The organism is Mesorhizobium sp. BAC0120 (genome assembly GCF_033542235.1).
Classification (GTDB): domain Bacteria; phylum Pseudomonadota; class Alphaproteobacteria; order Rhizobiales; family Rhizobiaceae; genus JAWRCU01.
This window is the reverse complement of sequence record NZ_JAWRCU010000019.1, coordinates 1-25,514: the sequence shown is the minus strand read 5'-3', so window position 1 is coordinate 25,514 and position 25,514 is coordinate 1. Positions and strand designations below refer to the sequence as shown.

General features: G+C 61.9%; 22 protein-coding genes. 17 read left to right on the top strand and 5 right to left on the bottom strand.

From position 1 onward, the window contains the following. Window positions 1-13 precede the first annotated feature (13 nt). Window positions 14-907 carry an N-carbamoylputrescine amidase gene (gene aguB, locus SAZ10_RS28475; protein WP_318612827.1) on the top strand — a complete coding sequence of 298 codons (894 nt, stop codon included), beginning with the start codon at window positions 14-16 and terminating at the stop codon, window positions 905-907. A gap of 112 nt (window positions 908-1,019) precedes the next feature. Continuing rightward, window positions 1,020-1,181 (top strand): hypothetical protein, encoded by a 162-nt coding sequence (locus SAZ10_RS28470; protein WP_318612826.1) that lies wholly within the window; start codon window positions 1,020-1,022, stop codon window positions 1,179-1,181. Window positions 1,182-1,433: 252 nt separating this feature from the next. Here the strand turns inward: SAZ10_RS28470 and SAZ10_RS28465 are convergent, their stop codons facing one another. Together SAZ10_RS28465 and SAZ10_RS28460 are read right to left on the bottom strand one after the other, a co-directional pair. After that, a complete protein-coding gene (locus SAZ10_RS28465; RefSeq protein ID WP_318612825.1) occupies window positions 1,434-3,059 on the bottom strand; it encodes a calcium-binding protein in 1,626 nt (541 codons plus the stop codon). Between the two features lie 457 nt (window positions 3,060-3,516). Then, a complete protein-coding gene (locus SAZ10_RS28460; RefSeq protein ID WP_318612824.1) occupies window positions 3,517-4,539 on the bottom strand; it encodes a LacI family DNA-binding transcriptional regulator in 1,023 nt (340 codons plus the stop codon). Window positions 4,540-4,912: 373 nt separating this feature from the next. On the opposite strand from SAZ10_RS28460, the gene SAZ10_RS28455 reads away from it, so the two are divergent. From SAZ10_RS28455 to SAZ10_RS28435, 5 genes are all read left to right on the top strand, one after another. After that, window positions 4,913-6,271: an ABC transporter substrate-binding protein gene (locus tag SAZ10_RS28455; protein ID WP_318612823.1), complete on the top strand. Its 1,359-nt coding sequence runs from the start codon at window positions 4,913-4,915 to the stop codon at window positions 6,269-6,271. Between the two features lie 138 nt (window positions 6,272-6,409). After that, window positions 6,410-7,423, top strand: a complete 1,014-nt coding sequence (locus SAZ10_RS28450) for a sugar ABC transporter permease (RefSeq protein WP_318612822.1) — start codon at window positions 6,410-6,412, stop codon at window positions 7,421-7,423. Window position 7,424: 1 nt separating this feature from the next. Then, entirely contained in the window at window positions 7,425-8,582 is a 1,158-nt protein-coding gene (locus tag SAZ10_RS28445) for a carbohydrate ABC transporter permease (RefSeq protein WP_318612821.1), read from the top strand. A gap of 4 nt (window positions 8,583-8,586) precedes the next feature. Continuing rightward, on the top strand, window positions 8,587-10,260 hold the full coding sequence (locus tag SAZ10_RS28440; protein ID WP_318612820.1) for an alpha-glucosidase family protein: 1,674 nt from the start codon (window positions 8,587-8,589) through the stop codon (window positions 10,258-10,260). Window positions 10,261-10,285: 25 nt separating this feature from the next. Continuing rightward, the gene (locus tag SAZ10_RS28435; protein ID WP_318612819.1) at window positions 10,286-11,398 is read left to right on the top strand and encodes a sn-glycerol-3-phosphate ABC transporter ATP-binding protein UgpC; all 1,113 of its coding nucleotides are present in this window, start codon (window positions 10,286-10,288) and stop codon (window positions 11,396-11,398) included. Window positions 11,399-11,775: 377 nt separating this feature from the next. On the opposite strand, the gene SAZ10_RS28430 is transcribed toward SAZ10_RS28435, so the two are convergent. Continuing rightward, complete coding sequence (locus SAZ10_RS28430; protein WP_318612818.1) at window positions 11,776-12,249, bottom strand: MarR family transcriptional regulator; 474 nt, start codon at window positions 12,247-12,249, stop codon at window positions 11,776-11,778. Window positions 12,250-12,734: 485 nt separating this feature from the next. Here SAZ10_RS28430 and SAZ10_RS28425 point away from each other — a divergent pair, with 485 nt between their 5' ends. Continuing rightward, a complete protein-coding gene (locus SAZ10_RS28425; protein ID WP_318612817.1) occupies window positions 12,735-13,175 on the top strand; it encodes a Fur family transcriptional regulator in 441 nt (146 codons plus the stop codon). Window positions 13,176-13,268: 93 nt separating this feature from the next. Then, a complete protein-coding gene (gndA, locus tag SAZ10_RS28420) occupies window positions 13,269-14,675 on the top strand; it encodes an NADP-dependent phosphogluconate dehydrogenase (RefSeq protein ID WP_318612816.1) in 1,407 nt (468 codons plus the stop codon). Window positions 14,676-14,771: 96 nt separating this feature from the next. Here the strand turns inward: gndA and SAZ10_RS28415 are convergent, their stop codons facing one another. Further along, window positions 14,772-15,824, bottom strand: a complete 1,053-nt coding sequence (locus SAZ10_RS28415) for a LacI family transcriptional regulator (RefSeq protein ID WP_318612918.1) — start codon at window positions 15,822-15,824, stop codon at window positions 14,772-14,774. 399 nt (window positions 15,825-16,223) lie between these two features. Here SAZ10_RS28415 and SAZ10_RS28410 point away from each other — a divergent pair, with 399 nt between their 5' ends. The 8 genes from SAZ10_RS28410 (at window position 16,224) to SAZ10_RS28375 (ending at window position 25,299) form a co-directional block, all read left to right on the top strand. Beyond that, window positions 16,224-17,471, top strand: a complete 1,248-nt coding sequence (locus SAZ10_RS28410) for an ABC transporter substrate-binding protein (protein WP_318612815.1) — start codon at window positions 16,224-16,226, stop codon at window positions 17,469-17,471. A gap of 224 nt (window positions 17,472-17,695) precedes the next feature. Beyond that, window positions 17,696-18,532, top strand: a complete 837-nt coding sequence (locus tag SAZ10_RS28405) for a sugar ABC transporter permease (protein ID WP_318612917.1) — start codon at window positions 17,696-17,698, stop codon at window positions 18,530-18,532. After that, window positions 18,529-19,464, top strand: a complete 936-nt coding sequence (locus SAZ10_RS28400; protein WP_412535315.1) for a carbohydrate ABC transporter permease — start codon at window positions 18,529-18,531, stop codon at window positions 19,462-19,464. The genes SAZ10_RS28405 and SAZ10_RS28400 overlap by 4 nt, the downstream gene beginning before the upstream one ends. 3 nt (window positions 19,465-19,467) lie before the next feature. Beyond that, entirely contained in the window at window positions 19,468-20,553 is a 1,086-nt protein-coding gene (locus SAZ10_RS28395; RefSeq protein WP_318612814.1) for a sn-glycerol-3-phosphate ABC transporter ATP-binding protein UgpC, read from the top strand. Between the two features lie 51 nt (window positions 20,554-20,604). After that, on the top strand, window positions 20,605-21,357 hold the full coding sequence (locus tag SAZ10_RS28390) for a sugar phosphate isomerase/epimerase (protein ID WP_318612813.1): 753 nt from the start codon (window positions 20,605-20,607) through the stop codon (window positions 21,355-21,357). 10 nt (window positions 21,358-21,367) lie between these two features. Beyond that, window positions 21,368-22,555, top strand: a complete 1,188-nt coding sequence (locus SAZ10_RS28385) for a Gfo/Idh/MocA family oxidoreductase (protein WP_318612812.1) — start codon at window positions 21,368-21,370, stop codon at window positions 22,553-22,555. Window positions 22,556-22,619: 64 nt separating this feature from the next. Next, the gene (gene mgrA, locus SAZ10_RS28380; RefSeq protein ID WP_318612811.1) at window positions 22,620-23,663 is read left to right on the top strand and encodes an L-glyceraldehyde 3-phosphate reductase; all 1,044 of its coding nucleotides are present in this window, start codon (window positions 22,620-22,622) and stop codon (window positions 23,661-23,663) included. A gap of 10 nt (window positions 23,664-23,673) precedes the next feature. Beyond that, window positions 23,674-25,299 carry a glycoside hydrolase family 43 protein gene (locus SAZ10_RS28375; RefSeq protein ID WP_318612810.1) on the top strand — a complete coding sequence of 542 codons (1,626 nt, stop codon included), beginning with the start codon at window positions 23,674-23,676 and terminating at the stop codon, window positions 25,297-25,299. Window positions 25,300-25,324: 25 nt separating this feature from the next. Here the strand turns inward: SAZ10_RS28375 and SAZ10_RS28370 are convergent. After that, a partial coding sequence (locus tag SAZ10_RS28370) for a hypothetical protein (protein ID WP_318612809.1) occupies window positions 25,325-25,514 on the bottom strand: 190 nt, incomplete at its 5' end.

The window sequence follows — 25,514 nt, the reverse complement described above, 5'->3', positions numbered from 1 at the left end:
AGTGGCGGCGGAAATGAACGAAGTTACGCTTGGTGTCGTCCAGTTCGCCTGCAGCGACGATCAAGGCGAGAATCTTGCGACCGCTGGCAGGCTGGTCCGCGAAGCCGCGCGTGAGGGAGCCAACATCGTGCTGGTGCAGGAGCTTTTCGAGGGGCTCTATTTCTGCCAGGAGGAATCGCCGGAGCATTTCCGTCGCGCCAGGCCGCTCGACGGGCACCCGATCGTAGCGGCCATGCAGAGGCTCGCTGCCGAGCTCGGCGTGGTGATCCCGGTCTCGTTCTTCGAGCGCCGCAACCAGGCCTGTTTCAATTCGGTGGTGATCGTCGATGATCGCGGCGACATGCTCGGCGTCTATCGCAAGTCGCACATCCCCGACGGTCCCGGCTATTCGGAGAAATACTACTTCAACCCGGGCGACACCGGTTTCCGGGTCTGGCCGACACGCTTCGGCGCAATCGGCGTCGGCATCTGCTGGGACCAATGGTTCCCCGAGGCCGCGCGCGCCATGGCCCTGATGGGCGCCGAGTTCCTGCTCTACCCGACAGCGATCGGTTCCGAGCCCGGACGACCCGACTTCGATTCCATGGAGCATTGGCGCATCACCATGCGCGGCCATGCCGGCGCCAACGTCATGCCTGTCGCAGCCGCCAACCGCATCGGCACGGAGAGCGTCGGCGGCAGGACGCAAAGCTATTACGGCTCGTCCTTCATCGCCGGCCCCTTCGGCGAGCTCCTCGCCTCGGCTTCTCGCGAAGGCGAGGCCGTGCTCACCGCTCGCTTCGATCGCGCGGCAATGCGACAGGAGCGCGCCGCCTGGGGTCTCTTCCGCGATCGCCGCCCCGATCTCTACGGCGTGCTGGCGACTGCGGATGGCGCCCGCAAAGACCTCACGGCCCCTGCGCGCTGAGGCAGGAAGCCAGCTTCATTGTCTCGGGCAGTTGAGACTGTGGTGTCGTGCTGCCGGTCTCGCGTGTATGGTGCGGTCTTCCGACTCCAGGCCAAGGCACGCATCCTACAAGATGAAACCCGCAATCTTGCTCCTTCTCGCCATCGCGCTCTCCGGCTGCGGCATGAGCAGGGCCGTGCACGAAACCGCCGCGACAGCCGACAAATACGGTTGCCTCGCCAAGGAGTTCAAGGGCGAAGGACCTTGCCAGGCGGACGATGCTCCCGCCCAATAAGGTCCGTTTCCGGGATTGCGAAACCCGTGCCAGCTGCCAGCCGGCACGATGACGGATTGTCTCGTTGACACCGTTTCCGTTCATCTCATCGCCCAACGCAGCTCGGCTTGACCTTCAGAACGGTCAAGCCGTCATCGGCAGGGTGGGTGTGAGACGGAGTCCCAGCTCCCGATACGACCCACCGTTCAAATATGCAGGCCGCGGCTGAGGAGGCAGGCCGCGGCTGCACATTTCGAGAATTGCCTTCCTTGCTTAGGCGAACAAGAAGTCCTGAGGCGTGAGTGCGACTTGACTATGCACAACCACCTCGTTGCCCGGACTGAACGCGATCGTGCTGTCGTGGCTTGTTGGATCAAACGCCGAGATATCGAGCTGGCCGAAACTTGTGATCCCCAAACCAGAGACATCAATGTGGTCGGTTCCCAAGTTCGACCCTGCTACACCCTGACCGAAATCCTCGATGACATCGTGGCCACTGTTGGCGTTGAACACAAACGTGTCATTCCCGCCCTTGGCGTTGCCCAGCAAGGCTTGAGCGTCGCCCCACATGTCATCATTTCCAGTGCCGCTGATCAGCCTGTCATTACCGCCGCGCGCGTTGTCGGACATCGTCTGCGCATCGCCGACGAGGAGGGTTTGAAAGGAACCGGCAGGAGGCGGAGTTGCATCAAGATTGCCTGCGATCAAGGTGTCGTTGCCGCCTCGGGCGTTGCCGGACATGGTCGCCGCATCGCCATAAGCACGATTCAGGAGCTGAGGGAACACGTTGCCGCCGTTATAGGTATCATCACCGCCGACGGCCTGATCGCCCATGTTACCCCCGGCATCGCCATAGAAAAACACCCACTGGCGATGTAGATTTGTAGCGATAAAAGTGTCATTGCCGCCGTGAGCATGATCAGACATGTCTCCTCCGGCATCGCCGTAGAATGTGCTTCCTTCGCTCCCGGTCTTGTTAAAGGTGTCATTGCCGCCCTGGACATGGCCTGACATGTTCCCGCCAGCGTCGCCGTAGAAAATGTTCAGGTCCGGGAAGGTAGCGACGCTCGAGTCATTGAAAGTGTCATTGCCGCCGATGGCACGATCGGACATGTTTCCGCCGGCGTCGCCGTAGAAAAACGTGTGGGGATTAAAGCCGTCCACGGCTAAGCTGTCGTCGCCACCGCTGGCGTGGCCGGACATGTCGCCCGCGGCATCGCCCCAAAAACGATTGTTGTTCTCAAAACCGCCCGTGGTGAAGCTGTCATTGCCACCATGGGCAAAACCGGACATGCTGCCGCCGGCATCGCCAAAAAATCGGAAAAAGATTTCCGGCCCCTGGCCGTTGAATGTGTCATTGCCACCGACCGCGTGATCGGACAGATTGCCGCCGGCATCCCCGTACGAAGTTATCATTTTTGAACTCGCGGAGCCTCCGGCACGTTCAGCTTGAAAACTCAGCGTGTCGTCGCCGGCAACCGCATGATCAGAAATATCTCCTCCTACATCTCCGTACATGTTCAGAGCGAAAATACCGCGGAAATTGTGGGATTCGGTGAGGTGAGCAGACAATGTGTCGGCGCCGCCCGTCGCGTGATCAGAAATGTTTCCGCCAGCATCACCGAACATGTTGAGGGTGATATTGGCGAACTCCACTTGCGCGGTGAGAGTGTCGGCACCGCCCGCTGCGTGATCGGAAATATCTCGACCGGCATCGCCGAATTCGCTTCCCGCTCCGGAAGTGAGCAACGTGTCGTTTCCACCTACGGCATGATCGCGCAAGTCCACGCCGGCATCGCCAAAAAGGCTGTTGGCAGGATCAGCCCCGACGAGGGTTTGGTCTCCGCCATGTTGTTTTCCGGTAAGCGAACCGCTGGTATCTCCAAAAAGGATAGCCATTACCCTTCCTCCTTTTTTCTTTGCGTATGAGCAACTCTGGGTGGTACAATCGTCTCCTTTGCAAATAGACAACTTGTGGTAGCAGTACTTTAGAAAGACTATATTGCGACACTTCGTTGATTATATTAAATCACTTTTGCACCGTATTGCCGCCAGTTCCGTGTTAACCATCCGCAGCTCCATCTGCGCCGGCTACGGCGCTTTCGATCGGGGTAGCCGCCATGATGTGCGCTCGATAAGGTCAGCCAGTTCGCTGGCAACCAGCTGCGCGGATGGCCGCCCCCCGCAATCACTCTCCAGTGCGCGCGAATAACCGTTTCTCGCGAACGAACCGTCCTTCGTTCGCGGGCATTCGAGAGACCGCGATCGGCGCTGATTGTTCTTTCAGTCAAGCAGACGTGCGACGGCCCCCCCCAACGGAGATCTCTGTCGCGCAGAAAGCGTCAGGTTTTCACCGTTAAACCGGCGCGCCGGCGATCGAGCCGCGCACGACGAGGTCGACCGGCCAGACTTCGGCACGTGCGCCTGTTTCGAGGCCCGACATGCGCGCAGCAAGCCGCTCGGCAATGCGCTCGCCGGCTGCGCGGATCGACGAGCGCGTCGTCGTCAGCGGCACCGGGAAGCTCTCGGGCTTGAGATAGTGGAACACGTCGTCATGGGCGACGAGCGACAGGTCGCGCGGGATCTCGAGGTTGAGCTCACGCGTTGCCCGGACGATGCCGAGCGCCATGATCATCGAGGAGCAGATGATTGCGGTCGGCCGATCGGGCAGGTCGAGCAAGGCGCGCGCCCCGCGATAGCCGTTCTCCTCGGTCATTGTGGCCGTGAGGGCGAGTTCCGGGAAGAGCTCGAGCGCGCTTGCCGCCAGGGCCCGGCGTACGCCGCGCTCGCGGTGGATGGCGAAGGTCTTGGTGAGCTCGTCATTCATCAATGCGATGCGCCGATGGCCAAGCTGGATCAGCAGTCGGGCCGCATCGTGGAAGGCCCCCTCATTGTCGATGTCGAGAAACGGATAGTCGAAGTCGAGCCCTTCCGAGCGGCCGTGCACGATGTAGGGGATGCCGAGCTGCTCGACGAGCTTGATGCGTCGGTCGGCGGGCCGCGGCGAGGAGACGTAGACAGCGTCGACCTGCTTGTTGGCGACCACACGGCGATAGGTCATCTCCTCCTCGTCGAGGAGGGTCGGCGACAGCACGAGGTCAAGCTCATGGGCACGCGCATAATCACCGAGGCCTGACAGGAACTCGACAAAATGCGGGTCGATGTCGACGCTTTCGCCGGTCGGCATGACATAGCCGATCATCCCGGCCTTGCCCGTCGCCAGCCGCCTTGCGCTGGGGTTCGGCCTATAGCCATGGCGCTTGGCTGCGTCGATCACGCGACGGCGCGTATCCTCGCTGACCTCGGGATAACCGTTGAGGGCCCGGCTTACCGTGGTCTGCGACAGGGACAACATGTGCGAGAGCTGCTTCAGGTTCACTTCGATCTTTGCCTTGCCGCCTCAAAGCGCTTTCAATCGCTGGTAATCTTCGCGCCGAATTCGGATTTCCGCGCAGGGCCAGTAATAGGCAGGCGGTCCAGGATGGTGAAGCGGAAATGAACGCTGCGACGCCGAAAAATCACGCTGCAGCGCAGCATTGGATCAATTCAATCGATTTATTTTGAATCTCTCTTGACACCCCAGCCGTTCGCGAGTTGATATTCTAGGCAGCCAAAGCGCTTTGGAAGATGCTTTGAACTGGGACTTGCCCGGCAGCAAAGCAGGCATTTTCCGGAGCCGCGCAAGGCAGGACGGGATGGAGGTCCCGAATGGCGGCCCTTGTCCCGTGAGAGAGGCACACTGGGAGGAAATCGTGAAGAAGAGATTGTTGTTGGGCGCAGCGCTTGCGACCCTTGCATTTTGCGCACCGGCTTCTTCGGCCGAGCTGAAATTCAAGCCCGGCGAGGACAGCCGTTTTCATTGGGCCGATTTCGATGACCTGAAGAAGGTCGACCTCAAAGGTGAAACGCTGACGATCTTCGGCCCCTGGCGCGGCGAGGATGAAGAGCTCGCCCGCAGCGTGCTCGACTATTTCGCCGAGGCGACTGGCGCCGAGATCAAGTACTCCTCATCCGAGAATTACGAGCAGCAGATCGTCATCGACACTCAGGCCGGCAGCCCGCCAAACATCGCCATCCTGCCGCAACCCGGCCTTATCCAGGACCTGGCCTCGAAAGGCCTTCTCACGCCGCTGGGCGACGAGACTGCCAAATGGGTCAAAGACAACTACGCCGCCGGCGAATCCTGGGCCGCGCTCGGCACGTACAAAGACAAGGATGGCAAGTCGGGCTTCTACGCCCTGCCGTACAAGATCGACGTGAAGGGCCTCGTCTGGTACTCGCCCGACAATTTTGACGAGGCCGGATACAAGGTTCCCAAGACTCAGGAAGAGCTCGCCGAGCTCGAGAAGAAGATCGTCGCCGACGGCCACAAGCCCTGGTGCATCGGCCTCGGTTCGGGCGGTGCCACCGGCTGGCCGGCCACGGACTGGATCGAGGACATCATGCTGCGCACGCAGCCGCCTGAGGTCTATGACAAGTGGGTAAAGAATGAGATTCCGTTCACCGACCCGGCCGTGGTCAATGCGTTGACGATCTTTGCCAAGATCGCGACGGACGACCAGATGGTCGACGGCGGGGCCGCAGCCGTCGCCGCGACGGACTTCCGCGACAGCCCGAAGGGGCTCTTCACCGTTCCGCCCAAGTGCTATCTGCACCACCAGGCGTCGTTCATTCCGTCGTTCTTTCCTGCGAACGTGAAGCTCGGCCAGGATGCGGATTTCTTCTACTTCCCGCCTTATGCCGCCAAGCCAGAGCTTGGCACACCCTTGGAAGTGGCAGGCACGCTGGTGATGATCACCAAGGACTCCAAGCCGGCGCGCGAGTTCATCAAGTTCCTGCAGATGCCGCTCGCGCATGAATTGTGGATGGCGCAGAAGAGCTTCGTCACGCCGTTCAAGGCCGCCAACAAGGATACCTACGGGAGCGAGGCGCTGAAGAAGCAGGGCGAGATCCTGACCGATGCGACCACCGTTCGCTTCGACGGCTCCGACCTGATGCCGGGCAAAATCGGCGCCGGTGCTTTCTGGACCGGCATGGTCGACCTGGTCGGCGGCAAGTCGCCACAGGACGTCGCGGCCGACATCCAGAAGGCCTGGGACGCCATCAAGTAATCGGCGGCGAGCATCGGCCGCGCTGCGAGGCTCTATTCTTCCGATATTGGCCCGGGCCGCCTGGCCCGGACCGTTTCCACAGGCGGCAACCGCGCTCGAGGCGCGCAGATAAACCGCCGGGATTTCAGGGAGGAACAATTGTCCGGTCAGATCATCACTGCCGTAGTCACCATTCTCATTGGTGTCTTCGGCTGTCTCGGCTATTTCTGGGGCGCCAACAGGCTGCTCGATATCGTGTTTCCCTCGAAAGGGGTGAGCGGGACCGCGGCGATCGACAATCTGCGCCGTCAGGGCTACATCCGGCCCTGGCTCTTCGTCGGGCCGGCGACGATCATCCTGATCGTCTACCTGATCTACCCCGTGATCTCGACGCTGATCCTCTCCTTCAACGATCGCGGCGGCCAGAACTTCGTCGGCCTCGCCAACTACAAATGGGCGTTCACCGACCGCGAGTTCCGCCAGGCCATCTTCAACAACATATTGTGGCTCGCCGTGGTGCCAGCGACCTGCACCTTCCTCGGCCTGGTAATCGCCGTGCTGACCGACCGCATCTGGTGGGGCAACATCGCCAAGAGCCTGGTGTTCATGCCGCTCGCCATCTCCTTCGTCGGCGCCAGCGTGATCTGGAAATTCGTCTACGAATATCGCGGCGAAGGCCAGACGCAGATCGGCATCCTCAACGCATTCATCCAGTCGCTCGGCGGAGCCCCGCAGGTCTGGATATCGCTGCCGTTCTGGAACAATTTCTTCCTGATGGTCATCCTGATCTGGATCCAGACCGGCTTCGCCATGGTGATCCTCTCGGCCGCGCTCCGCGGAATACCGGAGGAGACGATCGAGGCGGCAGTGATCGACGGCGCCAATCCCTTCCAGATCTTCTGGAAGATCATGGTGCCGCAGATCTGGGGAACGATCGCCGTGGTGTGGACCACGATCACCATACTGGTGCTCAAGGTCTTCGACATCATCCTGACCATGACGAATGGCCAGTGGAACTCGAACACGCTCGCCAATTTGATGTTCGACTGGATGTTCCGCGGCGGCGGCGATTTCGGCCGCGGCGCGACGATCGCGGTCATCATCATGATCGCGGTGGTGCCGATCATGATCTGGAACATCAGGCAGGCGCGCGTCGAGAGCGGAGGGCATTGAGATGGCTGCTGCAGCAATCGGAAGGTCATCTGTCGGCCGCTGGGGCGTGCATCTCGCCGTACTGGTTATCTGCGCGATCTGGACGATCCCGACGCTCGGCATCCTGGTCAGCTCGTTGCGCGACAAGGACCAGATCGTCGTGTCGGGCTGGTGGACGGCACTGAACAGCTCCATCCAGACTGAGCAAGGCCGGCTGCCGCCGGCGTCGGCGCAGGCTCAGAAGGACGGCAAGTTCGTCATCGAGGGCAGGCTCCTCGAGCAAGGCGACACGCGCCAGGTCCAGTCCTTTGGAACAAAGGCGGCAACGCCGACGCAGTACAAGGCCGGCGAGAGCGCCGATCTTGGCGACGGCGTGACGCTGACGGTCAATGCCGACAGCAGCTTCGTCCTTTCCTCGCCAAAGGCTTTCGAGGGCGAGCGCGGTCAGCGCATCTTCTATTCGGCGACGACGCCGCCCCGCTTCACGACCGAAAATTACCGGAACGTGCTGCTCTCGCAGGGTATCGGCCGCTCCTTCATGAACTCGCTGACGGTGACGATCCCGGCGACCATCATTCCGATCCTGATCGCTGCCTTCGCCGCCTATGCGCTGGCCTGGATGCGCTTTCCCGGCCGCGCGCTGCTGATCGCCGTGATCATCGGCCTCCTGGTCGTGCCGTTGCAGATGGCGCTCATCCCGCTGCTCAAATTCTACAACAACATCAGCCTTTTCTTCGGCGTGCCGGCGAAAACCTATCTCGGCATCTGGCTCGCGCATACAGGGTTCGGGCTGCCTTTCGCCATCTATCTCCTGCGCAGCTACATTGCCGGGCTGCCGCGTGAATTGATGGAATCGGCGCGCATAGACGGGGCAAGCGACTTCGAGATATTCGTCAAGATCGTGCTGCCCCTCTCCTTCCCGGTGCTCGCCTCCTTCTCGATCTTCCAATTCCTGTGGGTATGGAACGATCTTCTGGTCGCGATGGTTTTCCTCAGGACCGATGCCGACCAGCTCGTTCTGACCGCAAGGCTCAACGCGCTGCTCGGCTCGCGCGGCGGCAATTGGGAGATCCTCACGACCTCAGCTTTCGTGACCATCATCGTGCCGCTGATCGTGTTCTTCTCGCTGCAGCGCTATTTCGTGCGCGGGCTGCTTGCGGGCTCTGTGAAAGGCGGTTGAAAAGATGCAGTCGGCAGTCGGCAGGGGACACGGCCAGGACGCGCCGGCGCTCGCGCCGGACCGCGACTGGTGGCGAGGCGCGGTCATCTACCAGATCTATCCGCGCAGCTTCCAGGATTCGAACGGCGACGGCATCGGCGACCTCAAGGGCATCATTCGGCGCTTGCCCTACATCGCCTCGCTCGGCGCCGACGCGATCTGGATCTCGCCCTTCTTCAAGTCGCCGATGAAGGATTTCGGCTACGACGTCACCGACTATTGCGACGTCGATCCGATGTTCGGAACCCTCGCCGATTTCGACGCGCTGGTCGCCGAGGCGCACAGGCTTGGCCTGCGTGTCATGATCGACCAGGTGATCTCGCACACTTCCGACGAACATCCCTGGTTCAAGGAGAGCCGGTCGAGCCGCGACGACGCAAAAGCCGACTGGTACGTCTGGGCGGATGCCAAACCCGACGGGACGCCGCCCAACAACTGGCTGTCGATCTTCGGCGGCTCGGCCTGGCAGTGGGATACGACACGCCGGCAGTACTACATGCACAATTTCCTGGCCGAGCAGCCGGATCTCAACTTCCACAACCGCGCCGTCCAGGATGCCCTTCTCGACACCGTCCGCTTCTGGCTCGACCGCGGCGTCGACGGCTTCCGCCTCGATACGATCAATTTCTACTTCAACTCAGCCGGGCTGGAGGACAATCCGGCGCTGCCGGAAAACGAGCGCAATGCCAGCATCGCGCCGGCGGTGAACCCCTACAACTTCCAGGACCACATCTACGACAAGAGCCGGCCGGAGAACCTCAAATTCCTGGAGCGCTTCCGCGCGCTGCTGGACGAATATCCCGCCGCCGCGGCTGTCGGCGAGGTCGGCGACGCGCAGCGCGGGCTGCAGATCGTTGCCCAATATACCTCCGGCAAGCGTGTGCAGATGTGCTATTCGTTCGACTTCCTCGGCCCCAAGAAGCTGTCGGCAGTCGATATCCGCTCCGTGCTCGAGACCTTCGGCAAGGAGGCGCCGGACGGCTGGTCGTGCTGGGCGCTCTCCAACCATGACGTGGTGCGCCACGCGACCCGCTGGGGCAAGGACGAGCCGGACAAGCCCGCTTATCTCAAGGTGATCTCCGCGCTTTTGATGTCGCTGCGCGGCTCGGTCTGCCTCTATGAGGGCGAGGAGCTTGGCCTGGAAGAGGCAGAGCTTGCCTTCGAGGACCTCAGGGATCCCTATGGCATCCGCTTCTGGCCGGAGTTCAAGGGCCGCGACGGTTGCCGAACGCCCATGGTTTGGGAACACGCCGAACCGAATGCGGGCTTCTCCACTGGAAAGCCTTGGTTGCCGGTTCCGTCGACCCAGCAGCAGAAGGCCGTGGACACCCAGGAAGGCGTGCCGTCGTCGCTGCTCGAACAGTATCGGCGCTTCCTTTCCTTCCGGCGCTCCCATCCCGCTTTTGCCAAAGGCGAAATCGAATTCCTGGCGGCCGACGGCGACCTGCTTGCCTTCACGCGCCGACACGGCAACGAACGCATCGTCTCGGTCTTCAATCTCGGCCACCAGCCCGCATCGTTCGATCTTGACGAAGGAGCTGTTCCAACCCCTCTTGCCGGACACGGTTTCACAGGTAAGGTTGAGCATGGGAGCATAAGGCTCGAACCCTACCAGGCCTGGTTCGGCAGGCTGGGCTAGGATCAAACAGATCAGGAGGAAGGAAATGGCTGACCTAAAGCTCAGGGATGTCAGGAAGGCCTACGGCAACATGGAGATCCTCCATGGCATCGACCTCGACATCAAGTCCGGCGAGTTCGTCGTCTTCGTCGGGCCCTCAGGCTGCGGCAAGTCGACCTTGTTGAGGACCATCGCCGGGCTGGAGGACATCACCTCGGGCACGCTGCAGATCGCGGGCGAGACAGTCAACGACGTGCCGCCTTCGAAGCGCGGGATCGCCATGGTGTTCCAATCCTACGCGCTCTATCCGCATATGACCGTCTACGACAACATGGCCTTCGGCATGCGGATTGCGCGCGAAAGCAAGCAGGAGATCGATCGCCGCGTTCGCCAGGCCGCCGAAATCCTGCAGCTCACCAAATATCTGGACCGCCTGCCCAAGGCGCTGTCCGGCGGCCAGCGCCAGCGCGTTGCCATCGGCCGCGCCATCGTGCGCAACCCGAAGGTCTTCCTGTTCGACGAACCATTGTCGAACCTCGACGCGGCGCTCCGTGTCGCGACCCGCATCGAGATCGCAAAGCTCAAGGAATCGATGCCGAACACGACAATGATCTACGTCACACACGACCAGGTCGAGGCGATGACGCTCGCCGACCGCATCGTCGTGCTCAAGGACGGCTATGTCGAACAGGTCGGCACGCCCATGGAGCTCTACAAGCATCCCGGCAATCTGTTCGTGGCCCAGTTCATCGGCTCGCCGGCCATGAACATCCTGCCGGCAAAGATCGAGAAGGCCGGACAGGTCACCACGATCAGCCATATCGGCGGCAAGACGACCAATGTGCCGATCGAGACGCCGGCTTCGGCAACCGGCTCGTCGATCAGCTTCGGCGTGAGGCCGGAGGACCTGTCGATCGCCACCGGACCGTCCTACCTGTTCGAAGGCACGGTCGACTTTATCGAGCAGCTCGGCGAGGTGCAGCTGGTCTATGTCGATATCGGCCGCGGCGACCAGCCGCTGGTCGCCAAGCTGCCCGGTAACGTGACCGTGAAGCGCGGCGAGACGCTGAAACTCGACGCCGCCGCCAGCGAGCTGCACATCTTCGACGGCGAGGGCCGATCCTTCGAGAGCCGCGTGGTGACTGCCGAGGCTGCCTGATCGGGCAGCCTTGCGCGTCTGGGTTTGTGGCTTGTGCAATTCGCTAACTCAGGCTCAGCGCATCACGCTTGCACTGTGAAACGGCCAGGCGGGTAGTAAGCGTTGCCGCTGATAGCGGCGATCGTAGATTTTCAGCGTCGGCGCTGCCCCTCATCGCCCTGCCGGGCACTTCTCCCCGTAAACGGGGAGAAGAACGCCGGCCGATATTGTAGGCGCTCATTCTGCGCGCTCGGCGATTGGCGAAATCGAAACGGCAGTCGCCCTTCTCCCCGTTTACGGGGAGAGATGCCGGCAGGCAGATGAGGGGCAGCGCCAACGGTTAAATCTTAGAGCCCCTTGGTAACCCGGTCCAAATGCTTTGAGGCATAAAGCCTCCGCTAACCCGCGTGAGCGCCGCTCTTGCGGGGCCGGCCACGCTGCTTGGCGGGGGCGAGCGGCGCGACATCGGCATCGATCGCCTGTCGGCCCTGGGTCCTTATGTCGAGGATTGTCGTGCGCTTCTCCAGTTCGGAGAGCAGGTTCTGCAGCTTGATCAGCCGGTCGTGCCCCATTGCCGTGCGAATGGCGGCATTGACCGCGTCGCATTCGGGCGACGCAGCCTCGACCAGGAGCCGGCCACGCTCGGTGAGCGTCGCCAGCATGCGGCGCATGTCACGCGGGTCGGCAGCCTTGTTCATGTAGCCGCGCTGCTCTAGCTCGCGCACGATGCGCGACAGCGATGGCATGAGCAGGGCCGACTTGCGGGCCAGTTCGGAGAGCTCGATTGCCTTGAGGTCGTCCATCGTCTTCAGGACCCGCCACTGCGGCTCCGTCAGGTCGTAGCGTCTCAGCAGATGGCGAAAGTGAGCCATGACGCATTCGCGCGCCCGCACCAATGCCAGCGGCAATCCATCAATGGAGCTTGTCCAGGCTTGCCCAGCCGCGGGGGCGCCGGATGTTTTGTAATTCCGCATGCCTCCGTCGCCCCTCAAGACAACGAGCCGTCCTTTGGAAAGGTCTTGGCTCTTATTATATTCGAAATTACTTATGTCACAAGAAGCGCGATGGACCAATAGGAGAGCTGCAGAAACCGCCTAAAATTCGAGCATTTCGACTGTCGTCCATGGAGTTAGCCGGCAAGGGGACAAGCAGTTCCCCAAACGATGTTCTTTTGTCGGGTCTCCAGCTGGCCCAGAGCGGCGCGCGATCAAATTGGACTGCCCGCCGCTCGGCTCTTCGTTTACGCATCGGATCTGCCCGAGAACCGCTACTCACTTTTCGTTCCGATGCGCTAGCGTCATCCATCGCGGCGTAGACGTTCTTTGCAACTGATTGTCATCTGGCGCATATTCGGCCGATGATTCAGGGTGCAAACAACAGGCCAGACTACGAGCGGCAATTGCGGCGCGCCGGCGTGCGAATCACGCGTCCGCGACAGGTCATCATCGAGCTTTTAGGCAAGATGGAAGACCATCCAGACGCCATGGAAATCTATCGCCGCGCCGTTGCGGTCGATCCCACGATTTCGCTGTCCACCGTCTACCGCACGATGAAGCTTCTCGAAGGCTTCGGGGCAATCCATCGCCATGCCTTCGAGGGCGGACCGTCGCGCTTCGAGAATGCCAGCGGCGAGCATCACGACCACCTCATCGATATCGAGACCGGCGACGTCATCGAGTTCAAGTCCGATCGCATCGAGCAGTTGCAGGACGAGATCGCCCGCGAGCTCGGCTACGACATCGTCCATCACCGGCTGGAGCTCTATGGTCGCCGCCGCAAGGTCCGCAAGGGCGGTTGACGAACAGTCCGGCAGCCGTCAATCATCCGCTATCCAGGCGGCTGATCGCCGACAACACCGATCGCCGCGAAAACCAACGGAACAGGGTGGAAGATGGAAAACGCCGATATCGGCCTGATCGGCCTTGGCACAATGGGCTCGAACCTGTCGCTCAACATCGCGGAGAAAGGCCATCGCATCGCCGTCTTCAACCGAACGCGTTCGCGTACCGACGATTTCATGGCGAATGCGGGCGAGCTGCGTGACCGCATCGTGCCCTGCTACTCGATCGCCGATCTGGCGGCTGCAATTCGCCCGCCCCGCCCGGTGATCGTGATGGTGCAAGCCGGCAAGCCCGTCGACGAGCAGATCGAGCTGTTGAAGCCCGTGCTCTCCGAAGGCGACATCATCATCGATGCCGGCAATGCGAATTTTCACGACACGGTCCGCCGCTTCTCCGAACTCGCCGGCACGGGCCTGACCTTCATCGGCATGGGCGTTTCGGGCGGCGAGGAAGGTGCGCGCCATGGCCCCTCGATCATGGTGGGCGGGACGCGCGAATCCCATGCTCGCGTCGAAGACGTGCTGACCGCGATCTCGGCCAAATATGAAGGCGAGCCTTGCTGCGCCTGGCTTGGCGAGGGCGGTGCCGGACACTTCGTCAAGACCATCCACAACGGCATCGAATATGCCGACATGCAGATGATCGCGGAGATCTACGGGGTGCTGCGCGATGGATTCGGCATGGAGCCGAAGGCGATCGGCGACGTGTTCGCAACTTGGAACAAGGGGCGCCTCAACTCCTATCTCATCGAAATCACCGCCAAGGTGCTCGCCGCCGACGATCCCAAGACCGGGAAGCCGGTCGTGGAGATCATTCTGGACCGCGCCGGCCAGAAAGGCACTGGCCGCTGGTCGGTAATCGAGGCTCAGACGCTCGGCATTCCCGCCACGGCGATCGAGGCAGCGGTCGCCGCACGCGTGATCTCGGGCATGAAGGACGAGCGTCTCGCGGCCGAGAAGGTCTATGGCGGTCCCGGCCGGATCACGTCCTATGGCGCACTGATTCCCGATCTCGAACTGGCGCTTTTTGCCGGCAAGATCGCCGCCTACGCGCAGGGCTTTGCCGTCATGGCCGGGGCGTCGAAGGAATTCGGCTGGGGCCTGCCATTGGCAACCATCGCCAAGATCTGGCGCGCCGGCTGCATCATCCGTTCACAGTTCCTCGGCACCCTTGCGGCGGCTTTCGAGGAAAGCGCAAGCGCGCCCAACCTTCTGATGGCGCCTGCCTTCATCGAGATGATGAAGGAGGCGCATCCGGCACTGCGGCGGGTGGTGGCCCGCGCCATGGAAGCCGGGCTGCCTATGCCTGCGCTGTCTTCCGCCCTCGCCTATTTCGACGGCTACCGGCAGGGCCGCGGCACCTCGAACCTCATCCAGGCGCAGCGCGATTTCTTCGGCGCCCACGGCTTCGAGCGCATCGATGCGGAAGGCGCGCATCATGGGCCGTGGGGAAATTAGGGCAATAAGGCAATAAGGCAGTAGGGGAATAAGGGAGTAGGGGAATAGGAGGTTGGTAGAGCGGCCGCTGAACCGCCCGCCTATTGCCCTATTGCCCTATTCCCCTACTCCCTTCACCCCCTGCGGCACGCTCAGGCTCTGCAGCGTCGCCGGATCCGCCCCGTCGATCCAGCCGAGCACCGAGCGCGCAAGCTCGCGTCCGGCAAGGCGGAAATCCTCATTGACGACAAGAAGGGCGGGCCGGAACAGGTGCAGCAGCGGGGTGGACTGCTTGGATACGACATCGATGTCGCGACCGACGCTGAGACCTGCATCTTCTATTCCGCCAACGACCGCGAGCGTCGCGGCGCCGGCGCTGCTGACGATGCCGTCCGGCCGGTTCTTGCGCCGCATCAACTCCGCCGTCCGCGTTCGGATCTGATTGATCGAACCGTCGATGCTGACCGCGTTGAAGGGAATGGCGGTCGCTCCGGTCTCGATCAACCCGTCCGAGAAGCCGTTGACCGTGTGGTAATGGTAGGCGAGCGTCGAAGGCGGAGCCAGGAGCGCAAGCCGGCGGCGGCCAAGCTCCGCAAGCTTGCGCACAGCTTCCAGCGCGAAAGCGTGGTTGTCGAAATCGTGAAAGGGATGGACCACGCCCATGTCCGTTCGCCCATGCGTGGCGAAAGGAAAGCCGCGTTCCATCAAATAGCGCACACGCGGATCGTCGCGCTCGGTACGCGAGATGATGATCCCGTCGGCTGAGGCGGTCTCGACGACATAGCGGATCGGCTCCATCGGATCATTCAGCCGCGAATAGGGCGTCACGATCAGATGATAGGGCGTCGGCGCAAGTGCCTCCGAAACGCCGTAGATGATGTCGGAAACGAAGCCCATGATCTGCTCTTCGGTGTCGAGCACGAGGCTTATGACATTGGTCTTGCCGGTCCTGAGGCGCACGCCGGCGCGGTTCGGCCGATAGCCGACCTGCCTCGCGACAAGCTGCACACGCCGCCTGGTCTCCTCACCGATCTCGGGCGCGTCCTTCAGCGCGCGCGACACGGTGGTGACGCCGAGGCCCGTCATGAAGGCGATCGTTTTCAGCGTCGGCCGGCTGTCGCCATTCCGTGCTTTCGCCCTGCCGCCGTTCGTCACACTTTCGTCGTTCATTGCCACGCCTACGCGTTCGGCCATGCGGCCGGACCCTCTCGAATCGCAAATTGAGCTCGGACTCCGTCCAAAAGCAAGCTATCTGTAACGTTACAGACAGACCTCTCGTTCGGGCCGTTCCGGTTGAAACCGACAGCGCCCGCATCGGATCCAGTTCGGTAGAACGTCTGTACGGTTGCGCCGCAGCATCGGCTCAAGCAGCAGATTCCTTTGGTGGATTTTCGTGGATTTCGGCGTCGCAACATCAATTTTTTTGCATCGCAGCGGAGATCATGAGCCTGATGCATTAATTCGCGTCGCGAAAAAAATGATCGACGAGCCTCCCGGAGACCATTGCGATTTGCTCGACCTTCCAATAGCCTCCTCATCTGTAACGTTTCAGATTCAGGGAGGAAAGCGATGCGTTATAGGCTAATCGCCGCGCTTGCTGCGTCGGCAGCTTTTGCCGTGCCTGCTTCGGCGGCGCAGCTCGAGGTGATCCATTGGTGGACATCGAAAGGTGAATCTGCGGCCGTATCGGAGTTCGCAAAGGCATTCGACAATGATGGTCAAGGCGACAAGTGGGTGGATAGCGCCATAGCGCTCGGTGAAACCGCTCGCGCGACAGTCATGCAGCGCGTGCTCGGCGGTGACCCGCCCGGCGCGGCCCAATTCAACCCTGGCCGTCAATACGAAGAATTGATTTCGGGCGGCAAACTGCTCGACCTCACCGACGTGGCGACCGAAGGCAAATGGGACGAGATCATCCGCCCGAAGGCGATCGGCAGCGCCTGCCTGGTTGACGGTCACTGGTGGTGCGTGCCGGTCAACATCCATTCCAACTACTGGGCCTGGTATTCCAAGCCTGCGTTTGAAAAAGCCGGACTCCCTGAACCGAAGAGCATGGCCGATTTCATTGCGGCGGCACCCAAGCTCAAGGAATCGGGCGTCATCCCGTTCGCTATCGGCGGCGACGGCAATGGCTGGCAGATTCAGCTGCTGTTCCAGGACATGGTGACGGAAGCGCTCGGCATCGCCAAGCGCGACGAGATGTATACCAAGAAGAGCGCCGAAATCGCCGGCGGAGACGAAATGAAAGGCGTGTTCACGCAGCTGCGCGCGCTCAAGCAGTTCACCGACGACGGTTACGCCAACCGCAACTGGAACGACACCACCAATCTGGTGATCACCAACAAGGCAGCGCTGCAGGTCATGGGCGACTGGGCTCGCGGCGAGTTTGCGGCCGCCGGCATGACGGGCGTCAAGGACTTCGGCTGCATGATCGGCCTCAATGAGGACAAGCCTGTTGTCAGCACTGACGGCGACATTATCGTCTTCTTCAAGCAGAACGATCCGCAAGTCGAAGCGGCACAGAAGCGCCTCGCGGCGCTGCTGATCAGCCCCAAAGTCCAGGTCGCATTCAACAATGCGAAGGGCTCGATGCCGGTGCGCGGCGATGTCGACATGTCGACGGCCGATCCCTGCATGCAGAAGGCTCTGAAGGCGGTCGAGGACCCGGCCAAGATCGTCACGGCGACCAACCGCTTCATCACGGAGAACACGAACCAGCGTATCAACGAGCTTGTTGCGCAGTTCTTCGCCGATGACTCGATTACGCCGGAGAGTGCAACTGCCAAGTTCGCCGAGATCATCGGCAGCTCCGACTGACAATCCGCCAGGCAGGCGTCGCTCCGAAGCGGCGCCTGCCCCTCGGAGCATCGCCCATTGGTTTGCCGCCAATGGCGCAAAGAGCGTTGCTGCGACGCAGCGGTGCAATAGGATAACCGATGTTCGCAAACGGTCGCGACGGCTCGAAACGAAGCCGTCGAGATGAGCAGAAGCCGAGATGGCGGCGAAGGATTCCCCTGCCGGCCATTGTCGGCACGATCCCGATGATCCTGGTGGCCGTCGGTGTCTTCGTGATCGGCATCGGCTTTTCGGTGCTGTGGTCATTCACCAGCTCGAAGCTCTTCCCTGCATACGACTTCGTGGGCCTCGCGCAGTACCAGCGCCTTTGGAAGGACGACCGTTGGCTGATCTCCGTCAACAACATCTGGTTCTTCGGGCTTATGTCGATCGCCTGCAACATGGCCTTCGGCTACGTGCTCGCCGTGTTCATGGACCAGCGCATCCGCCAGGAGGATCTGTTTCGGTCGATCTTCCTGTATCCATTTGCCATGTCGCTCATCGTCACCGGTCTCGTCTGGCAATGGGCGCTCGATCCCAATCTCGGGCTGCAGTCGGCGCTGCGCAATTTCGGCTGGTCGAGCTTCACCTTTGCGCCGCTGGTGAATGCTGAGACGGCCCTGTACGGCCTTGTCGTCGCCGGCATCTGGCAAGGTTCCGGCGTAACGATGGCGATCATGCTCGCCGGGCTGCGCGGCATCGATTCAGAAATCTGGAAGGCCGCCAGAGTCGACGGCATTCCAACCTGGAAGACACATCTTTTCATCGTGGCGCCAATGATGCGCGGCACGCTTGCCACCGCCTTCGTGCTGCAATGCGTGAGCGTGGTACGCGTCTACGACCTGATCATCGCCATGACCGGCGGCGGTCCCGGCATCGCGACCACCATGCCCGCCGTCTATGTCATCCAGCTCATCACGGTGCGCCAGAACGTCGGACAGGGAATGGCCGCGGCCACGATGATGCTTCTGCCTATCCTGGTGGTCTTGGCGGTCGGCGGGCTGTTTCGGTGGCGCAGCCGCATGCGGCAGGAGCAGATATGAGCGCGGATGTGACCACGGCCGTCAGGCGCACGATGCCCGGTGCGGCAGTCGCCGCCGTCGAGCCGAGCGGGGCAAAGCCTCAACGCATATCTCCCGGACGCATCGGCGTTTACTGTTTCCTGATCGTCTCAGCGTTGTTCTTCCTGGTGCCGCTCTACATCATGATCGTCACGTCGCTGAAGGGAATGCCGGAGATCAGGCTAGGTCATCTCTTCAACCTGCCAGCGGAACCGACGATCCAGCCCTGGATCGATGCCTGGCTGAATGCCTGCACCGGACGCGACTGCAACGGGCTGAGCCCAGGCTTCTGGAATTCCGTAAAGATCACCGTTCCGAGCGTGATCGTCTCCATCGTCTGTGCATCGGTCAACGGCTATGCGCTGACGTATTGGCCCTACAAGGGAGCGAATCTGCTTTTCGGAATCCTCGTTTTTGGCGCCTTCGTGCCCTACCAGGTCGTGATCTACCCGCTCATCATAGGGCTGAGCTCGGTCGGGCTGTTTGCCTCGCTTCCCGGCATCATCATCGTCCACACGATTTTCGGCATGCCGATCCTCACGCTGCTGTTCCGCAACTTTTATGCGGCGCTCCCGGCGGAGCTGTTCAAGGCAGCGCGTGTCGACGGGGCCGGCTTTTGGGGCGTGTTCTTCAAGATCATGCTGCCGATGTCGGTGCCTATCACGGTCGTTGCCGTAATCCTGCAGGTCACGGGCATCTGGAACGACTTCCTGTTCGGCGTCGTCTTCGCCGGCCGGCCGAACTGGCCGATGACTGTGCAGCTCAACAACATCGTCAACACGACCACAGGCGTTCGGGAGTACAACGTCAACATGGCAGCTACCATTCTGACGGCAGCGGTACCGCTGGCAATCTACTTCATCTCAGGGCGCTGGTTCATACGCGGCATCGCCGCCGGCGCGGTGAAGGGCTGAGGCATGACCAGCGTTTTGGTGCGCGATCTGACGCTGAGGTACGGATCCATCGAGGTCCTGAGGGCGCTGAATCTCGAAGTGACAGAAGGCGAGTTCATCGTGCTTCTGGGCCCTTCGGGCTGCGGCAAGTCCACTCTGCTCAACTGCATCGCAGGGCTGCTCGACATTTCCGACGGACAGATATTGATCAACGGCAAAAACGTTACCTGGGAAGAGCCGAAGGACCGTGGCATCGGCATGGTGTTCCAGTCCTACGCGCTCTATCCGCAGATGTCGGTCGAGGGGAATCTCTCGTTCGGCCTGAAGAACGCCCGTCTGCCGCGTGAGGAGATCGCCAAGCGCGTCGCCCGCGCGGCCGAAATCCTGCAGATCGGACCGCTCCTCAAGCGTAAGCCTTCCGCACTTTCAGGCGGCCAGCGCCAGCGCGTCGCGATCGGCCGCGCGCTGGTGCGCGATGTCGAAGTGTTCCTGTTCGACGAGCCGCTCTCCAACCTGGACGCGAAGCTGCGCTCCGAACTGCGCGTCGAGATCAAACGGCTGCACCAGCGGCTTGCCAATACCATGATCTATGTAACCCACGACCAGATCGAGGCAATGACGCTCGCCGACCGCATCGCGGTCATGTATGGCGGCGAGATACAGCAGTTCGACACGCCGCAGGTGATCTACAACAAGCCGGTCAACCGCTTCGTCGCAGGCTTCATCGGCTCGCCAGGCATGAATTTTCTCGACGGGACGGTCGAAGCCGCCGGGGAGCCGACCTTCCACCTCGGCGACTTTTCCGTGCCGCTCTCCCGCTACGGTTTCGACGGATCGGCCGGCCCGAGCGGTGCGGCCGTTCTCGGCGTGAGACCCGAGCATATCGCCCATGGTGCCGCCGCGGCCGGCCAACCATTCTCCAGGGAAGTCAATGTCGAGATCGTCGAGCCGATGGGCTCGGACACTCTGGTGTGGAGCAAGCTCGGGGGCCAGAACCTTTCCTTCCGAGTCGAAGCCGAAAAGCCGCTCAGTGTCGGCGATCGCATTCTCATCGGCTTCGATCCGGGACGCGCCTCCGTGTTCGACAGCTCGAGCGGGCGCCGCCTCTGAACGATGAACGCCCCTCACTTAACCTCATATGCATCAAGGAGCAGCTGACCTATGGCACAGGCTTGGTCATTCCAACTCTATAGCGCCCGCAACTACCAGCCCTGGGACAAGGTGCTGCAGACGCTTGGTCAGATCGGCTACAGCCAGGTCGAGGGCTTCGGCGGCGTCTATGACGACCCGGCGGCGTTTCGCAAGGAACTCGACAAGAACGGGCTCGCGATGGCGAGCGGACATTTCGCGATCGATCTGCTCGAGAACGACTTCGACAGCGCAGCCAGGATCGCCGAGACACTCGGCGTCAAGCTCATTGCCTGCCCCTTCCTGATGGCTGATGATCGGCCAACCGATGTGGACGGCTGGAAGGGCTTCGGCGAGCGGCTCGCCAAGGTCGGCGAGAAGGCAAAGAAGGCCGGCTTCGGCTTTGCCTGGCACAACCATGCCTTCGAATTCGAAAAGCTTGCCGACGGCTCCGTGCCGCAAACGCATATACTGGAGACCGCCCCCGACATCGGCTGGGAGATGGATGTCGCCTGGGTGATCCGCGGCGGGGCCGACCCGCTGCAGTGGATCGACAGATATGGCAAGCGAATCGCCGCCGTCCATGTGAAGGACATCGCCCCGACCGGCGAGAATGCCGACGAGGACGGCTGGGCCGATGTCGGCCATGGCACGGTCGACTGGAAGGGCCTCATGAAGGCGCTCCGGGAAAAAACGCCGGCCAGGATTTTTGTCATGGAACATGACAATCCGAGCGACTATCAGCGTTTTGCGCGGCGCTCGTTCGACACTGTAAGTCATTTTTGAGAGGGACGACATGTCAAAGAAACTGGGCGTCGGCGTCATCGGCTGCGGCAACATCTCGGCCGCCTATTTCCAGCTGGCGCCGCTCTTCAAGGGCATCGAGATGCGGGCCTGCGCCGACATCAATGTGGATGCGGCGAAGGCGCGGGCCAGGGAATTCAACCTCAGAGCCGAAACCGTCGACGAGCTCCTGAAGGACGACGAACTCGACATCATCGTGAACCTGACGGTGCCGGCCGTCCACTATGACGTCTCGCGGCAAGTGCTCGACGCCGGAAAGCACGTCTATTCGGAAAAGCCTTTCGTGCTGTCGCTTAGGGAAGGGCTCGACCTCAAGAAGCGAGCCGAGAAGAAGAACCTTCGCATCGGCTCCGCGCCGGACACCTTCCTCGGCGGCGCCCATCAGCTCGCCAGGGAAATCGTCGACAGCGGCACGGTCGGTAAGATCACCAGCGGTTCCTGCTACGTGATGAGCCGCGGCATGGAGTCCTGGCATCCCAATCCGGATTTCTTCTTCCAGCCCGGCGCGGGACCGGTCCTCGACATCGGGCCGTATTACGTGACCAACCTGATCCAGCTCATCGGGCCGGTGAAGCGGGTCGCGTCGCTGGCGAGCATTCCGATGACGGAGCGGGTAATCACCTCGAAGCCGCGCTACGGCGAAAAGATCAAGGTGACGACGCCGACGACCATTCACGCGCTGCTCGAATTCGCAAACGGCGCCGTCGTCACGCTGAACACGAGTTGGGACGTGTGGAAGCACGGCCACGCGCCGATCGAGCTCTATGGTGAGGAAGGCAGCCTCTTCGTTCCCGATCCGAACTTCTTCGGAGGCGAGGTCCGCTATACGAAGCATGCCGATTTCGTGAAGAAGCTGCCCAAGTGGAAGCATCCGCTCCTGGTGCCCAACCAGATCCACTCTCAGGGCGCGATGGCGAACTACCGCACCGTCGGCCTTGCCGACATGGCGGTCGCGATAGCGGAAGGGCGGCCGCACCGCTGCTCGATGGAGATGGCGCTCCACGCCGTCGACGTGATGACGAGCATCCTGAGGTCCGGCGAGACCGGCAAGTTCGTCGACATCACGACGACCTGCGAGCGGCCGGCTGCTCTCGATGTGGATGCCGCCAAGGCGCTTCTCGCGAAGAAGCCGGAGGCAGCCGCGAAGCCGAAGAAGAAAGCGCTCAAGAAGGCAGCTTGATTTAGTTATTTGAAGACAAGTCGGCGCCCTCACGGCGCCGACCCCCTTGTCGATGGAGGCGAAGATGAGCTGGCAGCCGGCAGAGAACCGTTACCAGAAGATGATCTACAACCGGTGCGGCCGCTCTGGCCTGAAGCTTCCGGCGATCTCGCTGGGGCTGTGGCACAATTTCGGCGGCGACACGCCGCATGAGACCAAGCGCGCGATCTGCCGCAAGGCGTTCGACCTCGGCATCAACCATTTCGACCTCGCCAACAATTACGGCCCGCCGCCCGGATCGGCCGAGCAGGCTTTCGGCGAGATCCTCAAGACCGACTTCGCCGGCCTGCGCGACGAATTGGTCATCTCGACGAAGGCCGGCTACCTGATGTGGCCCGGCCCCTATGGCGAATGGGGCAGCCGCAAATATCTGCTCGCGAGCCTCGACCAGAGCCTGAAGCGCATGGGGCTCGACTATGTCGACATCTTCTATTCGCACCGCTTCGACCCCGAGACGCCGCTCGAAGAGACTTGTTCCGCGCTCGACCAGGCGGTGCGCTCCGGCAAGGCACTCTATGCCGGGATATCTTCCTACAACTCGCAGCGCACGCGTGAAGCCGCCGACATATTGAGGCAGCTGGGCACGCCGCTCCTGATCCACCAGCCGAGCTATTCGATGATCAACCGCTGGGTCGAGGAGGACGGGCTGCTCGACACGCTGGATGGGCTCGGAGTGGGCTCGATCGTGTTCTCGCCGCTCGCTCAAGGCATGCTGACGGACAAATATCTGCAAGGCATTCCCGAGAGCAGCCGGGCGGCACAGGGCAAGTCGCTTCGGCCGTCCTTCATCAATGAGCAGACGATCACCAACATCAGGGCACTGAACGAGATCGCCAAGCGCCGTGGACAGACGCTCGCGCAGATGGCGCTCGCTTGGGTGCTGCGCAAAGGGCGGGTCACGACGGCGCTGATCGGCGCGAGCCGTCCCGAGCAGGTCGAGGACTGCGTAGGCGCGCTGAAGAACGCAGACTTCAGCGACGCGGAGCTCGCCGAGATCGATCAATACGCTCGCGAGAGCGACATCAATTTGTGGGCCGCGTCGGCGGAACGAGCAGGCCCGTCGAGATAAGGAGACGCGTGTGAGCAAGATCGTCAACCCGATCCTGCCGGGGTTCAACCCCGACCCGTCGATCTGCCGAGTTGGGAGCGACTACTACATCGCCACCTCGACCTTCGAATGGTATCCCGGCGTTCAGATCCACCACTCCACCGACCTGGTGAATTGGCGGCTCGTCCGCCGGCCGCTCGACCGCGCGGCTCAGCTCGACATGCGCGGCAACCCGGATTCCTGCGGCATCTGGGCGCCGTGCCTGTCCCATGCAGACGGCCTGTTCTGGCTCGTCTATACCGACGTCAAGCGCTACGACGGCAACTTCAAGGACGCGCACAATTACATCGTCACCGCGCCGTCGATCGAAGGCCCATGGTCAGACCCGCTCTATGTGAACTCCAGCGGCTTCGATCCGTCGCTGTTCCACGACGATGACGGACGCAAATGGTTCCTCAACATGCAGTGGAACCATTTCTCACATGGCGTCGGCGGCAGCCCAAAGCATCCGTCCTTCGCCGGCATTCTCCTGCAGGAATGGGATGCCCGTGAGAAGAGGCTCATCGGCCCGGTGAAGAACGTCTTCCGCGGCACTGAGCATGGTCTGGTCGAGGCGCCTCACCTCTACAAGCGAAACGGCTGGTATTACATGACGACCGCCGAAGGCGGCACCGGCTACGACCATGCCGTGACCATGGCCCGCTCGCGCTCCATCTGGGGGCCGTACGAGCTGCATCCGGATGTCCATCCCATCACCTCGAAGGATTCGCCCGATGCGTCACTGCAGCGTGCCGGCCATGGGCAGATCGTCGAGACGCCGGACGGCCAGTTCTACCACACGCACCTCACCTCGCGGCCGCTGCCCGGCATGCGCCGCTCGCCGCTCGGCCGCGAAACGGCCATCCAGAAATGCGTCTGGCGCGACGACGACTGGCTCTATCTCACAGAGGGCGGGCAGGTTCCGTCCGTCGAAGTCGACCCACCAAATGAGGCCGAACGCCACATTCCACCTCGCACCATACGCTACGACTTCACCGGTTCGAAGCTGCCGGCCGACTTCCAGTGGCTGCGCACGCCTTATCCGGAGCGTATCTTCTCTCTGGCTGCGAAACCCGGGGCGCTGCGGCTCTACGGCCGCGAGTCACTGGGCAGCTGGTTCGAGCAGGCGCTCGTCGCCCGCCGGCAGGAGCATTTCGCGCTGCGCGTGGAGACCGAGCTCGACTTCCGCCCAACGACTTTCCAGCAGGCTGCCGGGCTGACCCACTACTACAACCGCAGCAAGTTCCACTTCCTCGCCGTCAGCTTCGACGAGCGGCGCGGCCGCATGCTCACCGTCATGTCCTGTTTCGGAGACTGGCCGAACGGCAAGCTTTCCTTCCCGCTCGCCGAAGCCATCGAGCTGCCCGGCGAAAGGCCGGTCGGGCTTGCGGCCGAGATCGACGGCGCCAGGCTACAGTTCTTCTACCGTCCGGCCGACAGCTGGATCCCGGTCGGCCCGGAGCTCGACGCCAGCCTGATCTCCGACGAGGCGGGCCGTGGCGAGCACGGCTCGTTCACAGGGGCCTTCCTCGGCATGCTGGCTTTCGACACCAGTGGTTCGGGGTTGCCGGCCGACTTCGGTTATTTCTCGTATGAGAATCGGGATCCGCTGTCGTGAGGGCGGGGTACCGGCTTACAGCCTTCTAATTTGAGGCGGGCGCCTTCTCACCCTTGCCGCGATTGATGCCGGCGATGATAGACTTTCGCCGTTGGCGCTGCCCCTTGTATCTGCGCGGAAAGATTTCTGTGCGATGGAAGCGACTGAGCCTCGAACCGGATGGCCATCCGGTTCGAGGCTTGGCGAAGTCGCCCGACGCCCCTTCGGCTACAACC